The organism is Kitasatospora aureofaciens, from assembly GCF_019192735.1.
In the GTDB taxonomy this organism is placed as follows: domain Bacteria; phylum Actinomycetota; class Actinomycetes; order Streptomycetales; family Streptomycetaceae; genus Kitasatospora; species Kitasatospora aureofaciens_A.
This window is the reverse complement of sequence record NZ_JAHTKP010000004.1, coordinates 151491-169292: the sequence shown is the minus strand read 5'-3', so window position 1 is coordinate 169292 and position 17802 is coordinate 151491. Positions and strand designations below refer to the sequence as shown.

Annotated in this window: 12 protein-coding genes and 1 pseudogene; 2 read left to right on the top strand and 11 right to left on the bottom strand. The window is 74.1% G+C overall.

The annotated features are described in order from the left end of the window. Positions 1–2: 2 nt before the first annotated feature. Positions 3–470 (top strand): acyl-CoA thioesterase, encoded by a 468-nt coding sequence (locus KV557_RS06415; protein ID WP_308129788.1) that lies wholly within the window; start codon positions 3–5, stop codon positions 468–470. Positions 471–539: 69 nt separating this feature from the next. Here KV557_RS06415 and KV557_RS06410 read toward each other — a convergent pair whose 3' ends face one another. Together KV557_RS06410 and KV557_RS42270 are read right to left on the bottom strand one after the other, a co-directional pair. Next, positions 540–905, bottom strand: coding sequence for a DUF488 domain-containing protein (locus KV557_RS06410; RefSeq protein WP_218198750.1), 366 nt, complete (start codon positions 903–905; stop codon positions 540–542). Positions 906–1393: 488 nt separating this feature from the next. Continuing rightward, positions 1394–1564, bottom strand: a pseudogene (locus tag KV557_RS42270) (non-homologous end-joining DNA ligase); the annotation flags it as partial. 409 nt (positions 1565–1973) lie between these two features. Between KV557_RS42270 and KV557_RS06400 the strand changes: the two are divergent. Then, positions 1974–2399, top strand: coding sequence for an SsgA family sporulation/cell division regulator (locus KV557_RS06400; protein WP_218198748.1), 426 nt, complete (start codon positions 1974–1976; stop codon positions 2397–2399). 153 nt (positions 2400–2552) lie between these two features. On the opposite strand, the gene KV557_RS06395 is transcribed toward KV557_RS06400, so the two are convergent. From KV557_RS06395 to KV557_RS06355, 9 genes are all read right to left on the bottom strand, one after another. Then, entirely contained in the window at positions 2553–3536 is a 984-nt protein-coding gene (locus tag KV557_RS06395; RefSeq protein ID WP_218198747.1) for a CapA family protein, read from the bottom strand. Between the two features lie 90 nt (positions 3537–3626). Further along, a complete protein-coding gene (locus tag KV557_RS06390) occupies positions 3627–5090 on the bottom strand; it encodes a serine/threonine-protein kinase (protein WP_218198746.1) in 1464 nt (487 codons plus the stop codon). 232 nt (positions 5091–5322) lie between these two features. After that, positions 5323–5475, bottom strand: coding sequence for a hypothetical protein (locus tag KV557_RS06385; RefSeq protein ID WP_218198745.1), 153 nt, complete (start codon positions 5473–5475; stop codon positions 5323–5325). Between the two features lie 50 nt (positions 5476–5525). Continuing rightward, complete coding sequence (locus KV557_RS06380) at positions 5526–6521, bottom strand: DUF3048 domain-containing protein (RefSeq protein WP_218198744.1); 996 nt, start codon at positions 6519–6521, stop codon at positions 5526–5528. 295 nt (positions 6522–6816) lie between these two features. Continuing rightward, positions 6817–7329, bottom strand: coding sequence for a hypothetical protein (locus KV557_RS06375; protein ID WP_218198743.1), 513 nt, complete (start codon positions 7327–7329; stop codon positions 6817–6819). Between the two features lie 90 nt (positions 7330–7419). After that, on the bottom strand, positions 7420–9999 hold the full coding sequence (locus KV557_RS06370) for a hypothetical protein (RefSeq protein WP_218198742.1): 2580 nt from the start codon (positions 9997–9999) through the stop codon (positions 7420–7422). Positions 10000–10485: 486 nt separating this feature from the next. Next, positions 10486–10914 carry an ATP-binding protein gene (locus KV557_RS06365; RefSeq protein ID WP_218198741.1) on the bottom strand — a complete coding sequence of 143 codons (429 nt, stop codon included), beginning with the start codon at positions 10912–10914 and terminating at the stop codon, positions 10486–10488. 334 nt (positions 10915–11248) lie between these two features. After that, positions 11249–13534, bottom strand: coding sequence for a SpoIIE family protein phosphatase (locus KV557_RS06360; RefSeq protein WP_218198740.1), 2286 nt, complete (start codon positions 13532–13534; stop codon positions 11249–11251). Further along, the gene (locus KV557_RS06355) at positions 13531–17637 is read right to left on the bottom strand and encodes a HAMP domain-containing protein (RefSeq protein ID WP_218198739.1); all 4107 of its coding nucleotides are present in this window, start codon (positions 17635–17637) and stop codon (positions 13531–13533) included. The genes KV557_RS06360 and KV557_RS06355 overlap by 4 nt, the downstream gene beginning before the upstream one ends. Between the last annotated feature and the right edge of the window lie 165 nt (positions 17638–17802).

The window sequence follows — 17802 nt, the reverse complement described above, 5'->3', positions numbered from 1 at the left end:
CGGTGGACGGCACCGGGCTCGCCCGGGCCGTCCACCGGTGCCGCGTCGAGTGGATGGACACCGACGCGGCCGGCCACCACCACAACACCGCCGTCGTGCGCTACGTCGAGGCCGCGGAGGCCGCCCTGATGCGCGCGTACGGCGTCACCGGGTACTTCGGCGCCGCGCCGCGCGTGCGGTACGAGGCCGACTTCAGCGCGCCGCTGTGGTTCGGGCAGGAGGTGACGACGGTGCTCGCGGTCGAGCGGATCGGGACCAGCTCCGTCACCTTCCGGTTCGAGGTGTGGGGCGACGGGCAGCTCGCCGCCTCCGGGCGGTACGTCGCCGTCCACGTGCCGGCCGGCCTGCGCGCCAGCGCGCCGTGGCCGGAGGCGTGGGTCAGCGCCTGGACGTCCGGGGGCGGCCGGGACTCAGGGGGCGGGGACTCAGGGGGCGGGGACGATGTGCAGCCTGGCGAGGTACCCGCCTGAGGAGCCGGCCGCGTAGAGGGTGCCGTCCTGCGCCGAAGGGTAGTTGCCCGGGCAGCCGGTCCGGTGCGGTCACCGCTTGCTCCCGGTCAGCCACTCGGCGAGGACGGCCGCCTGGCTGTGGTCGACGTCCTTGGTGGCGGTGACGAGCGTGAGTCCGCCCTGGTCCGCGAGGTCGCGCAGGTGCCCGGCCGCCTCACGGTGCCCGGCGTCCCGCAGTTCGGCGCGGTAGCGGCGACGGAACTCGGCGAACCGGCTCGGGTCGTGGCCGTACCACCGGCGCAGCTCGGTCGACGGGGCGACGTCCCGCAGCCACTCGTCGAGGTGCGCGTCCTCCTTCTTCATCCCGCGCGGCCAGACCCGGTCGACGAGCACCCGCTGCCCGTCCTGGGGCGAGGACTCCTCGTAGATCCGCCGGTAGGCGATTCGTGCGGCCATGGCGGCACCCTCCCGGGTCAGTCGGCCGGTCCGGTGGCGGACCGGCGGGTCGGCTCCCGCCGGTCCGTGGGACGGCGGGGGACGCCGGGCGGCTCCGATCCGCGGCAGTGCGGGTCGGGCCAGCGTTCGGCCTGCCTGACACGGGTCCGGCGGCCGGCCCGGACGTCGCCCTCCACGAGAACCCAGCGGCGCGGGTGGCCACAAGCCGGGCACGGCCGCGCGAGTGTGCGGGTCGGGGCGGAGTGGGTAGCGGGTGTGATGATCACGACGGGCGCTCCTGAGGGCTCGGGCCAAGGGGGGACACCAGGGCGTGTGCCCAGTCCGGAGGGATCCGTGCACCTCCGGCGGACACTCGTCGGCCTGGCGGGAGGCGAACCGGTCAGGAGATGCGGCGGTCGGCGCGCCGTGAGTCCCTGGACTTCGGACGGACGGAGCGATCGGCGGAGGAGATGAGGAACCGATGGGCCTGCCCCTTCCAGCAGGTCGTGGCCGTAGTGGTTGCGGTGCGGCGTGAAGCGCAGGGGCGTGTGGAAGTCGAGGGCGTCGCGCAGCAGGGCCTTGCGGGTGCGCAGCGGCAGGCGGGTGGTGTCCCGGCCGTCCAGGCGCAGCAGGTCGAAGAGGTAGTACGTGACGGCGACCGGGCCGGCTCGCGCGGCGCGCGGGTCGGCTTCGTCTTCACCGCGGGCGGCGCCGGAGACCGCGGCCGGTGGTACCGATGGTGACCACCGACCGTATTCCCCGCCGGGCCCGGCCGTGACCGGCCCCGGCCCGGGGACAGCCCGGCGCCGGACTCGTCGGGACCGCTCTCCAGCGGGAGCGCCCGGCCCACGAGCCCGGCGGCGAGCGTCCGATCGGCGACTACTTCGCCGCCCTGCTGCACGTCGCCCGGGCCGGCCTCCAGGACCTCACCGGCCGACCTTCCCGCTTCCTTCCGATCGCCCGGCCTGCAAGGGAGTTGTAGAGATTTCGGGCCCGGGAGGCTGGCCGCCGACGCATCGGGTAGTCGCCCTCAGGTACGCCGGCCCCGCCCCGGGAGCGGCGTTGTCGTGATCGCAGGAGGCCGATTCGATGCAGATGTCCACGGTCCGCCCGATGCCCGTCACGTTCCCCGACAGTTCCCTGCCCGACGTCCCGGTCGACGCGGAACTCCGTTTCGACACGAGCCTTCCGTACGCGGCGTGCCTGGCGTTCCCGCTGGCTCCGTGCACGTGCACGGGCGACGACGCCCGGATCTGCTGGTACTTCAGCCGCGAACTGCTGAACGAGGGCCGCCATGTCCCCGTCGGCAGCGGCGACGTGAAGGTCCGCCCCGGGCCGGAGGGCGAGGTCCTCATCACCCTGTGCGGGCCCACCGGCAAGGCCGCCGTGCTCAGCGCCCCGGAGGACGCCGTCACCGCGTTCCTCTCGGACTCCTTCGCGCTGGTGCCCGCGGGGTCGGAGTCCGAGCACCTCAACATCGATGCCGCCCTCGCCCGGCTCCTCGCCGCCGACTGACCGACCCCACCGACTGACCGACCCCGCTGACGGACAGCCCCGCGCGTTTCGCCGTTGGAGTGTTCTGCCGCCGCGCGACGGAGGAACCACAGTGCTCGGCCGCTTCGTGTCCGCCCTGCTGCGGAAGGGAGTTGGATACCCCGTCGGACCGCCTCACCCCCAGTCGACGGTCAGCCGACCGGCCCGCTCCCCCACGTCGGTGCCGAACTCGGCGCAGGCGCTGGTGAATCGGTCGCGGATCCACTCCCGCTCCTCACCCCGGGCGAGGCGGGTGTGGCAGAAGTCGAGGCGCAGGGGCACCGCCTCCAGCCGGACCGGCACCGGGTGCGCGGGGTCCGGACCGTCCAGGGTCACCAGGAAGAGCAGCCCGAGGTCGTTTCGGAGCACCGGGTCGACGGCGTAGTCGTCGACGAAGTCGCCCAGGTCGTACAGGACGCGGTCGGCGACGCCGTGGAAGACGTGAGCGGAGTGTCCGGCGACCAGGATCGCCCCGGCGTCCAGGAACTCCCGGGCCGCCGCGCGGACGTGCGGGGGCGGGCGGGAGGTCATGTTGGGGCCCCAGTGCGGGGTGACCAGCACGGCGTCGGCACTCCGGGCGGCCCGGGCCACCAGCGCGGTGAGCCAGCCGGGCACGCCCGTCCGGAGGTCGGCCCAGGCCACTCCGGGGATCTGCGCGCGGGCCGCGTAGTCCTTCGGGTGGTCGGTGACACCCACCACCGCCAGCCGCGTCCCGCCGGCCTCCAGCACGGCGAACTCGCGGGCCGCCGACACGTCCCGCCCGGCGCCGACCGCACGGACGCCCGCCTGCTCCAGCAGGTCGCAGGTGTCGGCGAGGGCGTCGAGGCCGTAGTCCAGGGCGTGGTTGTTGGCCAGTGTCACACAGTCCACCCCCAGCTCGGCCAGGACGACAGCGGCCTCGGGCGGAGCGCGGAAGAAGAACGGCTTGAGCGGGTCGGGCCAGTGCTCTCCCCGGCCGGAGACGCAGCACTCCAGATTGAGCACCACGAGGTCGGCCGCCGCCAGCGCCGACCGTACCTCCGGGGAGAACAGCGTCCCCGGCCTCGGGGAACGGCGCAGCTCCTCGGCGACACCACGCCCGAGCATGGTGTCGCCGGCCAGTGCCACTGTGAGTGCCATCGTCCCCGGTCCACCGCGTGTGCTCTGCTCCCTACTCCTCCAGGCTCGTCCCGCGCGCCGCCACGGGCAAACCCGCCCCGGCCCGCCGCCTCACGCGGGGCGGCTGCCGGGGACCTTCCACCAGAGGAGCCAGGCGCCGGTGGAGACGATCAGCATGTTGACGGCGATCTCGTACGGGGACCCGCCGAAGCCCAGGGTCGGGATGCCCAGCAACCACACGGCGACGACCTGCGTGGTGACGAAGAACAGCACCACGTCGAAGGCGAAGAGGAGGAACCACGCCAGCGCCGGGTTGAGGCGTGGCCGGGGCAGTGCGTGCAGGAGGGAGATCACGGCCGTGGTGCCGAGCGCGGCCGGCATGAAGGAGGACGGCATCCGGCCCAGGTAGTTCCACGGCAGCATCGTGCCGACGACCCACAGCAGCCCCATGCAGCCGATGAAGCGCACCAACCGGGCCACGGCCGGGCCGGCCTGGGTAGTCGTGCTCCCCGTCCCGGCGGCGGTCGGTGCCACGGCCGGCGGGTAGGGCGCGACGGCGGGCTGCTGCTGGGGCACCCAGGCACCCCCGGCCTGCGGCTGCCCGGCCCACGGCTGCGGCGTCCGGTACGCGACCGCGCCGGGCACCGGCGGCGGCGCGGTCGGGGCGACCGGTGCGGGGTACGCCGGAGCGGGCCCGAACCCGGCAGGCGCCGGCGCCTCGACCTGCGTCGGCGGCGGGACGACCGGGGCCGCCCCGGTCCGCACCACCGACTCCAGCGCCGCGAGCGCCTGTTCCGCCGTCAGCCGCTGCGCCGGGTCCTTGGTGAGCAGCCCGGCGAGCACCGGGGCGAGGGCGCCCGCCCGCTGCGTCGGGCGCGGGGGCCGGGTGACGACGGCGATGCACAGCGCGCTGAACGTCTCCGCGTGGAACGGCGCCTCGCCCTCCACCGCGGCGTACAGCGTCGCGCCGAGCGACCACAGGTCGTTGGCGGCCGTCGGCGGCTTGCCCTCCAGCTGCTCGGGGGCCATGTAGGCGGGGGTGCCGATGACCGCGCCGGTGCGGGTGAGCGCCGTGGTCGCGTCGGCCATGTGCGCGATGCCGAAGTCGGTGAGGACCACTCGCTCGTCCATCAACAGGACGTTGTCCGGCTTGAGATCCCGGTGGACGATCCCCGCGGCGTGCGCCTGCTGCAGGGCCTTGAGCATCGCGACGCCGATCTCGGCGACCCGCCGGACCGGCAGGGCCCCGTCCCGGTCGAGCGCCGCGGCGAGCGAGGCGCCGGTGACGTACTCCATGACGATCACCGGCGCGCCCTCGTGCTCGACCACGTCGTGCACGGTGATGATGCCCGGGTGGTTGAGCCGCGCGGCGGCGAGCGCCTCACGCAGCGTGCGCTGGAGGAGTTGCTCGCGGTGCTCGTCGGTGACGCCCGAGGGGAGGAGCACCTCCTTCACGGCGACGTCCCGCCCGAGGGTCTCGTCCCGCCCCCGCCACACGCGGCCCATGCCGCCCTGCCCGATGAGGTCGAGGAGCCGGTAACGCCCCCCGACGACTGACCCGTTCGTTGCTGTCACGGGTCCATACCTTAGTGCCGTGATCGAACTGCCGGACATGTCGCGGCGCGGACCCGCTGTGCGAGGGCCCGCGCCGCGGTCGGTAACCGGGTTTTCCAAAGACGCCAGTTGACGCCCTGAAGCGGTCGGACCAGAACTTCGTGGTGGAGGGCGCCCACACCGGCAAGGTTCGGGGCCGAGCGCCGGGCTGTTCACGGCGGCGACCGTGAACAGCCCTTCCTGCTCCCGGCGTTCAGCGCCAGTACCGGCGCCAGAGTCTGCCCGGACGCGGTGGGCGGGCGGACAGGAGGACGGCGAGCGCCGCGGCCGTCACCGCCTTGAGCAGCCAACGGGTGAGCAGCCGTGGGCCGGCGGCCATGCGGTGGTGGAGGGGGTCAAGGGTCATGGTCGGCTCCGGTACTGCACGGTCGGCGCCTTCGGCGGGCGCCGCTGTGTTCACGGCACCATCACCACCAGCACGGGCCCGGTGGCGAAGGGCATGACGCTGCCGTCGGGCAGGGTGAACGACGTGCCGGCGGCCGGGTCGGGTCGGCTCCAGTTCACGGTCCACTCCTTGCCGTCGCGCAGCACGTCAGCCTGTCCGGATCCGGTGGTCTGCGTGAACACCTCGTTGTCAGGGTGCCCGGCGTTGAAGTCGGTGAACGCGCCGGGGACGATGCTGAGGTGCTGGACGACGACGGTGGCGGTGCCGGACCACGCCGGACGGCCGTCCACGGCGACGTCGTACGTGCTGCCGTCGAAGCGCACGCCGATGGCTGCGGCGGGCAGGTGCCAGGTCATGCTGCCGAGCGCGCTGCCACCGCCCGGTGCGGCGCCGAACTCGAAGCCGGGAGAGCGGGCGGGCACGGACGGGAACCGGGCGAGGATCCGGTGCGGATCGATGAAGGTGGGGTCGATGGCGTGGTTGGTGAACGCGCCGGGGTCGGTGAACGGGGTGACGTTCTGCAGGTCGGCGCGGTTGAGGAGCGGGACGAGCCCGCTGATGGCACCGCTGTAGGCGAGGTCGAGGTGCCCGTACTGCTGGAGGAGCGGGATGTCGGTCTGCCGGGCGGAGCGCACGGGGCCGACCAGCGCGGGCAGGTGGTTGGCGTCGTAGACGGCGAGGAACCGGGACTGGCCGCCCTCGACCTCGATCCAGTACACGATGTCGGCCTGGGCGAGCCCGTGCTGGATCGCCTGGACACGGGCACCGACGTTGTCGATCTTCACGGCAAGGGTGTTGCCCGCCGTTCCGACGTTGTCGAGCGGGTTCGAGAGCCGGACGGGCGGAGGCGGAGGCGCGGACGGTGGCGCGGGCCCCGGGTGGGCGCTTCCGCAGCCCTGGAGAGCGGCGAGCCCGATCGCCGCCCCGGCCGCCGCGAGTACCACGACGACCTTGGCATGAGTGCGCACTCCCGCTGTCGGCGCACGGGCCGTGGTGCGGATGGTCACCGAGGCTCCCTCTCCCATGGGCGGATGCCCTCACTCACGGTTACGGATGACGGCAGCGGATCACTCAACCGGGCAGGCCGTCCTCCCACCGAGGACGTGCAGCGGCGCAGGCGGTACGCGGGGCTGATCGGCTCCGGAGGTCACCGCCGTGGCGATGGTCGTGGTGGCCGAGCCGCCGCCGGTGCCGACGGTCGCGGAGGCCGGGCTGTCGCTGATGGAGAAGTCGTCGGCCGTCGTGCTGCAGCCGCGCCCGCCCGGTCCTGGTGGGCCGGGCGGACGCGTGTCGTGCGATGCGTCAGTGTCCGCCCGTGCCGGGGATCGGGAGGGTGCGGCCGGGGACGGAGGCGGGGATGGCGGGGCCGGTCGGGCCGGGCTGGTCGGTCGGGCCGGGGCCGGGGGCGAAGCGGTCGGGCTCGGCGTCGACGGGGTTGTCGGCGTCGTGGCTCGCCGAGGCGGCCGGGGACGGCGCGGCGGGCCTGGCGGGGACCCGGGTGGCGCCCACGCCCTGGGGGAAGGTCGGCGTCGCGGTCGGGCGGGGCGAGGGCTGTGCCGTCGCAGGCGCGGCGGGAACGCCGGTCGTGGCGGCACCGGGCTGGGGCGGTGCGGGCGCAGGTGTGGTGGGCGCGGGTGTGGTGGGCGTGCTGGATGCGAGGGCGGTGGGCGCGGCCTGGCCGGCGGCGGCCGGGCGGGTCCAGGCGGGGCCGTGCGGGGTCGGCCGGTCGTCGTCGCCGAGCAGGGCGTACGTGGTCGCGCCGCCGCCGAGGGCGAGGAGAACGGCGGCGGCGGTGAGGATCAGGCGCTTGCGCATGCCTGGGAGCTCCTAGCGGGAGGGCGGGGAAGGGAGGAAGAAGCGGAGTGGTGCGGCCTCGCGAACCGGCCGCACCACCCCGCTCACGGGTCAGGCGGCGGGTTGGGGAAGGGCCCAGGTCCAGGCACCGCGTCCGTGGGTGGAGACCAGCAGGTACGAGCTGTCCGGGGCGATGGCGAGGTCCGAGACCGGGGCGTTCGGCAGGCCGGTGCCGAGGCGGTACCAGCTGTTCGGGGTGCTCGGCGAGGCGGCCAGGACACCGTTGTCGGTGCCGACGATCAGCGAGCCGAGGCCGATCTTGACGGCGTTGACCGGGGCGTCCGGCAGGTTGCCGCTGATGTCGGTCCAGGTGGCGCCAGCGTCGTGGGACTCGAAGACGTGGCCCACGCCCGCGCCGTCGATCCAGTGCCGACTGTAGGAGCCGTAGCCGGCAATGACGTGCGAGGCGTCGGCCGGGTCCACCGAGAGCGCGGTGACGACGCGGTTGGGCAGGTTCGGGGCCTTCACCTGGTGCCAGCCGCCGCCGTAGTTGGTGGCGATGCCGGAGACGAACGGCGAGCCGCCGCCCGGGTTGCAGCCGTTGCCGGTGCCGCACCAGCCGGCGTAGAGCGTCTGGCCGTTGGCGGCGACGGCGGTGGTGGCGTTGCCCGCGCCGAGGTCGAAGACGGGCTGCCAGTCGCAGGTGGCGCCGGAGCAGGCGGTGGACCAGCCCTTGCCCTGGTTGTCCCAGACGTAGCGGCCGCCGGCCACCCAGTGCTGGACGTTGGCGACGTCCGCGCCGAACGGGGCGACGAAGCGGCCGTCCTTCTCGCACGGGGTGCCGGTCGACGTCGGCTTGAAGTTGGTGCAGTTGGGGCTGATGTTGTACCAGCTGTGGCCTCCGTCCAGGGTCTTGGCGAGGGCCAGGTTGGTGTACTCGGCGACGGCGTAGCGCCCGTCCTGCGGGGCGACGATCACGCCGAACCCGTCGCCGCCCTTGGGCTCGTACATCGCGGGGTCGCTCGGGTTGGAGACCGAGTAGCCGTTGTCCTGGAGCCCGCCCCAGAAGATGTCGCCCGCGCCGGTGGTGTCCTTGCCGGTCTGGCCGCCGTAGTACTGCAGGGTGCGCAGGCCGGAGTTGAGGCTGGTGAAGCCGCCCACCTGGCCGCGGGTCGCGGCGGCGCGCGAGTAGACGCCGCCGTCGCTGCCGAAGTAGGCGGTGCCGTCGCTCGCGACCACCGCGGCGTGGTGGTCGGGGTGGGTGGTGTTCGGGCAGCTGTACTGGTTCGGGTCGTAACTGAAGCAGCTGTAGGTGTTGTTCCACCAGTACGGGCCGATGGCCGTCCAGGTCGCGCCGGAGTCGGAGGTCTCGTACAGGTCCTCCAGGCCGACGTACAGGTGGGTGTCGTCGGCCGGGTCGACCGCCACGTACTCGTCGTACCAGGCCTGGCCGCCGACGGTGCCCGCGGTGGCTCCGGCGTTCTTGAGCGCGGTGGCGTCGGCGAGTCTGGTCCACGGGCCGTTCGGGTCGCCGTTGTTGGAGGCGTAGACGCCGGCCAGCTGCACGCTGGTCGGGTCCTCGACGACGGCGTACAGCTTGCTCGCGTCGGAGGCGAAGGCGAGGCTGGTGCGGCCGATCTGGGACTGCGTCAGATCACCGCTGACGGCGGCCTTGTTCCAGGTGCCGCTGTCGCCGTTCGCGGTGGAGTAGTAGACGCCGTTGTAGGCCAGGTCGTCGGCTGTGGTGCCGCCGCGCCAGCCGAGGACGGCCACCAGGCTCTGGCCGTTGCTGCCCGGCTGGACGCGGACGTCGGTGATCCAGGAGGTGCGGTAGGGGGAGTTGCCCGGGTTGGGGTCGGGCTTGAGGACGGTCTCCCACGCGCCGTCCGCCGTGGTCGCGTCGTGGCGGACCAGGCCCTGGTTGGTCGCGACGTAGACCTTCCCGCCCGCGAACTCGATGTGCGTGACCAGGGTGTTGGTCAGCCCGGTGCCCGCCTGGGCCCAGGTCTGGCCGCCGTCGGTCGAACGGTACACGCCGGTGCCGCTGATCCCGTCGGAGTTGGAGTTGCCCTCGCCCGTGCCGACCCACACCGAGTGGTCGGCCGGGTTGACGGCCACCGCGCCGATGGCCAGCGACGGCTGGTTGTCGAACAGCGGGGTCCAGGTCTGCCCCTGGTCGGCGGTCTTCCACACGCCGCCGCCGGCCGTGCCCAGGTACACCGTGGTGCCGTCGGCGGCGAGCGAGGTGGCGCGGCCGGAGACCACGTCGTGGCCGGCCCACCAAGGCCCCTGCGCGTAGGCCGAGTTCTGGGACTGGTACGGCCGGTCGTTCTTCTGTGCCCAGGCCGTGCCGGCACCGGCCACCGGCATCGCGGCGGTGTCGGCGGCCGCGGCCACGACGGCCTGCGAGCTGACGTTCGTGCCCGGCGCGGTGCGGGTGGCGTTGAACTGGGCGGAGGCGGCGAGGATGTCCGCGCTCTCGCCGGAGGGGCCGCAGTTGCCAGGCTTGGCGTCGGCGTCCCGGTCGGCGTCCGGGTCGTGCGGCGCGCCGCAGGCGGCGGCCCGGTCGTGGTCGAAGAACCGGTCGAGATCCGGCCCGTAGGCGGTGACGGTCGCGGCGACCAGCAGGGCGGGCAGGGCGGCGGCCATCACGAGCCGCCGTCTGCGCCGTTTCCGGTGCGGTGATGACATGGGCGCTCCAGCGAGTGGGGGAATGGACGCCCGATTCTCAGGAAACTCCCAGGTTCGCGGCTAGATGTCTGATGAATCCGTTATTCACAGAATGCGACTCGGAAAACTGAAGGCCGAAAGCGGCACGGCCGAGCGGTCGCAGAATTTGCTCAGGAGACACCCAACACCGGGAGAATCTCCTGATACAGGGCGGTGTTGACGAGAGAAGTTATTCCCTCCGGCATTTTCCTGCGACGGCCCGGGTGGCTGTGATGTGAATCACGAGACCGCTCCTATGGCGCCCGTCGGTGGCGTGCGATACGGCGCCCGGGTGTGCCGCCTCCCGCCTTTGTCAGGATTATTCCGGTGAGTTTCCCGCCATCCGGACAGCGGTGCCCGCGATCAGCTCCTCGGCGCGCTCGGGCGGATCCGTGACCAGTGCCTGGCCGGGCAGGCGGTCGCCGCCTGCGGATGCTGGAGGGCGCGGCGCGCCTGCCCGGCCGCCGGTCAGCTGACGGGCAGCCGCAGGTCGCACCAGACCGCCTTGCCCGGCCCCAGCGGCCGCCAGCCCCACTGCAGGGCGAGCCGGCCCAGCAGGAACAGTCCGAGGCCCCCCGGCTCGCTCGGCGGGCCGTGCGGCAGCCGCGGCAGCGGTGGGCGCGGACTGGAGTCGCTGACCTCGATCCGCAGCAGACCGGCCACGCGGACCAGCAGCAGGGCCCCCGGCCCGCCGGTGTGCCGCACGACGTTCCCGACGAGCTCGGAGACCAGCAGCACGGCGTCGCCGACCACGACCGGATCGGTGACGTCGGCCAGGAAGTCGGCGGTGAAGGCGCGCGCCTCGGCGACCGTCCCGGGGGCGGCCGAGAGTGCCAGCCGCCGCGCCGACGGCTCCGTGGGGAGCGGACGCGTCAAGGGGAACCGTGCCCCGTTCATCCGGTCGTGCCTCCCTCATCCTCCGCACGTCCGTCATCGTCGAGCGGCCCGGCCCCGCCTGCGGCCGGCGCGGCCCTCAGTGGCCGAACAGGTGCCGGATCCGGCCGCCGCTCGGCGGCCCCGCCGGCATTCCGGCGGCCCGGCCGCCCTGCTCCGCGGCCCGGCCCCCCTCCCTCCACCGCGTCGCGCCTACCCGGGCCGCTCCGTCCCTAACGCTCCGCGACGGAGGACCGGGCCTCCGGGTCGCGCAACAGGTGGACCGAGAACTCCCTCCCCCGCCCGTTACCGCTCCGGCGGGTACCCGGACGGCCCGGACTCACGCGGCGCGGGGCGCCTACTCCACCCGGACGGCGACCAGGCAGGTGTCGTCTTCGGTGTCGGCCGGGCTGAGCTCCAGCAGGCGGTCCAGGTAGCGCTCCAGGTCCGGGCCCGGGGCACCGGCGACGCGGATCAGCTGCTCGACGGACTCCTCGACCGGGCGGTCCCGACACTCGACCAGGCCGTCGGTGTAGAGCAGCAGGACGTCGCCCGGGGCGAGGTGGGCGGTGTGCTCCTCGTACCGGCCCTCCTCCAGGGCACCCAGCAGCACGCCGTGCGGCAGCGGCAGGACCTCCGCGCCGTCCGGGCCGAGCCGGATCGGCGGAAGGTGGCCGGCCCTGGCCCAGCGCAGCTCGCCGCCGGCCGGGTCGAGCAGGACGCAGACCGCCGTGGCGGTGACCCGGCCGGGGTCGCGCAGGGCCACCGTGTTGGTCCACTCCAGCAGCCGGGCCGGGCCCGCTCCGGTGGCGGCGAGGCCGCGCAGCGCGTGCCGCAGGGCGACCATGTCGGTGGCCGCGCCGACACCGTGGCCGGCCACGTCCCCGACCGCGAGCAGCACGCGCTTGTCGGGCAGCGGCAGGACGTCGTACCAGTCCCCGCCGACGCGGTCGCGCTGGGCGGCGGGGCGGTAGCGGACGGCGGCCCGCAGGCCGGTGAGGCCGAGCGGGGGCAGCGCGGCGGGCAGGATGGCCTGCTGGAGCCGCAGGGCCAGCCGCTCGCGCTCCGCGGCCTCCTGCTCGCTGTCGGCGAGGCGCTCCCGGGTGGCGCCGAGCGCGACCTCCGTCCGGTGCTGGGCGGACACGTCGTGGTAGGCGCCGCGGACGGCGATGAGCCGACCCTCGTCGTCGAGCTCCGGTTCGGCGATCACGCGGGTGTACCGGTGGGTGCCGTCCGGCTGGACCAGCCGGAGGACCGCGGACGCCGTCCGGTGCCGATGCCGGACGATGTCCAGCAGCCGCCGGACGGCGGGCACGTCGTCGGGGTGGGCGTGCCGGGCGAGCCGGGCCAGCGGGACGGGGTCGGCGTCGGGCGGCAGCCCGTAGAGCTCGCGCAGGCCCTCGCTCCAGCGGATCCGGCCGCCCGGGGGCCGTTCCTCGAACCCGGCCACCCCGGCGAGCCGCTGCGCCTGGTGCAGCAGCAGGGCGGCCTGCTCGGCGTCACCCGCCTGCTCGGCGGGCCCCTGCTGCCACTCGACCAGCAGCCGCCCGCCGAGTGGGGCGATCGCGAGCAGCACAGTGGCGGGAACGGCGGACTCGCCCTCCTGGAAGACCAGCCCCACGCGCTCGCCGAGCTGCGGGGAGCCCGTCTCGTGCACCCGCAGCAGCCGCTCGAACAGGCCGGTGGCGCAGGCGACCGGATAGGTCTCCAGCAGCGAGGTGCCCTCCAGAGCCGCCCGGGGGCGGCCGAGCGGGTCGCGGAACCGCGCGTTGACGCGGAGAAGCGTGAAGTCCACCAGCCGGCCGTCACGAAGGACGGACTCCAGCAGCAGCGCCGAACCGAGCAGCCCCTCCAGGAGCACGGTGGTGTCGTCGGCCGGCTCGGGAGCCCGGCCGTGGGCGAGGAGGGTCGCGCAGAGATCGGCGATCGCGCCGAGCTGGCGGCGCTGGGACCCGCCGAGCACGGGGGCGGGCTCCGGCCACAGGACTTCGAGTGCGCCCCGGCGGCGGCCGGCGTCGTGCAGCGCGAGAACGGCCCGCGCCGAGCCGGCGCCGACCGACGGGCCCGCCGTCCCCGGATCGCCGGGCCACAGGTCGCCTCCTCCCGCGACGACCCGCTGCGCCGGGGTGTCCACGCCGGGCGGGACCCGGCTCCAGGCGGCGGCCTCGGCGGCGGGCAGGCCGGCGTGCGCGGCGAGGGCGAGCGCGCCGCCGGGAAGCCGCTGCCAGACGGCAACGGCATGGGCGCCGAGCGCCTCGCCCGCCTGTTCCAGCACGGTCTCGGCGGCGTGCTGGAGGTCGGGGACGGCGGCGAGCCCGGGAATGACGGGCGCGGCGGCGAGCGCGGGTGTGACGGGCGCGGCGGCCTCCGGCGGAACGGCCGGTGACGCGACCTCGGACAGCCCGGCGATGTCGGCGGCCAGTGCCGCCACGGGGACACCCGCCTCCCCGGCGAGCCGGGCGAGGTCGGCGGCGGCCTCGGCGGGCGGGACGTCGAGGCGCTCGGCGAGCATGCCGGTGGCGAGGTCGACGACGGCGCGGGTGCGGGCCTCGTCGTGCATCCGCTCGGCCGCGTCCTGGAGGCGGCGGACGGTTCCGGCCAGGACCCGGGCGGTGGGGTCCGAGGGCTCGTGCCCGGCGGTCATGACGCGTCCAGCCGGTGCCGCATCAGGTCGAGCAGGCCGGGGACGTCAACCGGTTTGGTGACGTGGTCGTCGGCGCCGGCCGCCAGGCTCTTGTCGTGGTCCCCGGGCATGGCCTTGGCGGTGACGGCGACGACCGGCAGGCGGGCGAAGCGGTCGTCGGCGCGGATGGCGGCGATCGTGGCGTAGCCGTCGAGACCGGGCATCATCACGTCCATCAGAACCAGGTCGGTCTCGGGGTGCGCGCGCAGCAGGTCGAGGCCGGCGTGGCCGTCCGCGGCGTGCAGGACGGTCAGTCCGCGCTGTTCCAGGGCGGCGGTGAGTGCGAAGACGTTGCGGACGTCGTCGTCGACGATCAGGACGGTCCGCCCGGCGAGTGTCTCGTCCGCGGCCGCGACGACCGGGCCGGCGTCCTGCGCGACGGCCGGGGCGGCGCGGTGCCGGCCGCCCAGCAGGTCGATGACGCGCCCGCGCAGGTCGTCCAGCCCGCGGGCGAGCTCGACACCCCCGGGCACGGTGTCCGACGGGCCGCCGGCGCCCCGGTACCCGAGGACGGGCGTGCCGTCCGCCAGGGCGTCCAGCAGGGTGGGCGCGAGGTCGCCGGTGCCGGTGAGGTCGAGCACGGCGCAGCGGTACGGGCCGTCGGCCAGGGCTTCGCGCAGTGCCGTTCCGTCCCCGACGCTGCTCACCCGCACGGGCGTGGCCGGCTCGCCGAGGGCGGCCACGGCGACGCGGGTGAGCAGGGTGAGCAGGGCCGGCGGGTCGGGCTCGACCACCAGGACCCGCGGCTCGGACTCCGGTGCGCCGTCCGGCCGTTGCTGCTCCGCGAACGGCAGGTAGAGGGTGAAGCGGCTGCCCCGTCCGGCGGTGGAGCGGACGGTGATGGTGCCGCCCAGCAGCCGGGCGAGCTCGTGGCTGATCGACAGGCCGAGGCCGGTGCCGCCGTAGCGCCGGCTCATGGTGCCGTCGGCCTGCTGGAAGGCGCCGAAGATGGTGTCCAGGTGCGCGGGATCGATGCCGATCCCGGTGTCCTCGACGTGGAAGGCCACCGCCCTTGCCGTCCGGCCGAGTTCGGCGGGCAGGTCGGGGCCCTCGGCGCGCTCGACCCGCAGCTCGACCCGGCCGGTGTCGGTGAACTTGACGGCGTTGGACAGCAGGTTGCGCAGCACCTGGCGCAACCGCGCCTGGTCGGTGACGAGTTCCTCGGGAACCGCCCGGTCGACGGTGGCCTCGAAGGCGAGGCCCTTCTGGTCGGCGAGGGGCTTGAAGGTGGACTCGACGTACTGCAGCAGCTCTCGCACGGCGAAGGGTTCGGGGGTCAGCTCCATCTTCCCGGCCTCGACCTTGGAGAGGTCGAGGATGTCGTTGATGAGCTGGAGCAGGTCGGTGCCGGCGGAGTGGATGACGCCCGCGTACTCGACCTGCTTGGGGGTGAGGTTGCCGCCGGCGTTCTGGGCGAGCAGCTGGGCGAGGATGAGCAGACTGTTGAGCGGGGTGCGCAGTTCGTGGCTCATGTTGGCGAGGAACTCGGACTTGTACATCGAGGCGAGGCTCAACTGCCGGGCGTGGTCCTCAAGTTCCTGGCGGGCCTGCTCGATCTCCAGGTTCTTGGCCTCGATGTCGCGGTTGCGCTCGGCGAGCAGGGCCGCCTTCTCCGCCAACTCGGCGTTGGAGCAGCGTAGTTCCTCCTGCCCTTCCTGCAACTCCTCCGACCTGGTCTGGAGTTCGGCGGTGAGCCGCTGGGACTCGCCGAGCAGTTCGTCGGTGCGCGCGTTGGCGAGCAGGGTGCCGATGTTGACGCCGCAGGCCTCGGTGAACTGCTCCAGGAAGTCGCGGTGAGCCTGGGTGAACGGGTGGACGGAGGCGAACTCCATGACGCCGAGCAGCCACTCCTCCAGCGCGATGGGCAGGACGACGAGCGAGCGGACGTCGCCGGCTCCCGCGCCGGAGGCGATGGGGGCGTAGCCGGACGGCAGGTCGTCGACGGCGATGATCCGGCGGCTGCGGGCGGCCTGGCCGACCAGGGATTCGCCCAACTTCAGCCGCTGCTCCGCGAGTTCGTCGACCGAACGGCCGTAGGCGCTGATCAGGGCCAGTTCGGTGGCGCCCTCGCGCTCCTCGGCGAGGAAGAAGGCCCCGTACTGGGCGCCGACCAGCGGCGTCAGCTCGTCCGTGATCATCTCGGCGACGGCCCGGATGTCCCGGCGGCCCTGGATGGCGGCGGAGAAATGGGCGAGGTTGGTCTTCAGCCAGTCCTGCTCCTGGTTGGCGAGGGTGGTGTCGCGCAGCGACTCGACCATCGCGTTGATGTTGTCCTTGAGGTCGGCGACCTCACCGGAGGCGTCCACGCTGATCGAGCGGGTCAGGTCGCCCGCGGCGACGGCACTGGTCACCTCGGCGATCGCCCGGACCTGCCGGGTGAGGTTGCCGGCCAGTTCGTTGACGTTCTCGGTGAGCCGCTTCCAGGTGCCGGAGACGCCCTCGACCCGGGCCTGGCCGCCGAGCCGGCCCTCGCTGCCGACCTCGCGGGCCACCCGGGTGACCTCGGCGGCGAAGGAGCTCAGCTGGTCCACCATCGTGTTGATGGTCGTCTTGAGCTCCAGGATCTCGCCGCGCGCGTCGACGTCGATCCTGCGGGTGAGGTCGCCCTCGGCGACGGCCGTGGTGACCTGGGCGATGTTGCGCACCTGGCTGGTGAGGTTGTGCGCCATGAAGTTGACGTTGTCGGTGAGGTCCTTCCACGTCCCGGCGACGTTGGGGAGGCGGGCCTGGCCGCCGAGGATGCCCTCGGTGCCGACCTCCCGGGCCACCCGGGTCACCTCGTCCGCGAACACCGACAGGGTGTCCACCATGGTGTTGATCGCATCCGCGAGCGCCGCCACCTCGCCCTTGGCCTCCACGGTGATCCTCCGGGACAGGTCGCCGCGCGCGACCGCCGTCGCCACCTCGGACATCGAGCGGACCTGGCCGGTGAGGTTGGAGGCCATGACGTTGACGTTGTCGGTGAGGTCCTTCCAGGTGCCGGAGACACCCCGGACGGTGGCCTGCCCGCCCAGGTTGCCGGCCGTGCCGACCTCCCGGGCCACCCGGGTCACCTCGTCGGCGAAGGCGGAGAGCTGGTCGACCATCGTGTTGATGGTCTCCTTGAGCTCCAGGATCTCGCCGCGCGCGTCGACCCGGATCTTCTGGGTGAGGTCGCCCTCGGCCACCGCCGTCGTCACTTCGGCGATCGACCGGACCTGCGCGGTGAGGTTGTCCGCCATGACGTTGACGGACTCGGTGAGGTCGCGCCACGTCCCGGAGACGTCCCGCACGTCCGCCTGGCCGCCGAGCCGGCCCTCGGTGCCGACCTCCCGGGCCACCCGGGTCACCTCGTCCGCGAACGCCGACAACTGGTCGACCATCGTGTTGAGGGTCGTCTTGAGCTCCAGGATCTCGCCGCGCGCGGCCACGTCGATCTTGCGGGTGAGGTCGCCGCGGGCCACCGCGGTGGCGACCTGGGCGATGCCGCGCACCTGGGCGGTGAGGTTGCCCGCCATGAAGTTCACCGAGTCGGTCAGGTCGCGCCACGTCCCGGCGACGCCCTCGACCCGGGCCTGGCCGCCGAGGCGGCCCTCGGTGCCGACCTCCCGGGCCACCCGGGTCACCTCGTCCGCGAACGCCGACAACTGGTCGACCATCGTGTTGACGGTGTTCTTGAGCTCCAGGATCTCCCCCCGGGCGTCGACCTCGATCTTCTGGGTGAGGTCCCCGCGGGCCACCGCCGTGGTCACCTGGGCGATGTTGCGCACCTGCCAGGTCAGGTTGCCGGCCATCGCATTGACCGAGTCGGTGAGGTCCAGCCACGTCCCGGTCGCGTCCGGCACCTGCGCCTGCCCGCCGAGCCGCCCGTCGGCGCCCACCTCCCGGGCCACCCGGGTCACCTCGGAGGTCACCCGGGCGAGCTGGTCGGCCATGCCGTTGAAGACCGTGGCGATCTCCCCGAGCACGCCGGGCTGCTCGGGGGTGAGCCGGGTGCGGAAGTCCCCGTCGCGCACGGCCGTCAGCCCGGCGAGGAGCCGCCGAAGCGCCTGCTCGGCCGGGTCGGCCACGGGCTGCTCGTCCATCCGTGTCACCGTCCGGATCGGCCACACGGCCGGATCGCCGCCGTCGCGGCGTTCCGGCCCGCGAGGCGGCGGGGCCGCCGCCCTGCTCCCACTGTGCCACCGGACACCGGAGGGGGACAGAGGGGGCCTGACGTCAGCCCGGGAGCCGGGCGAGCAGGCCGCCGT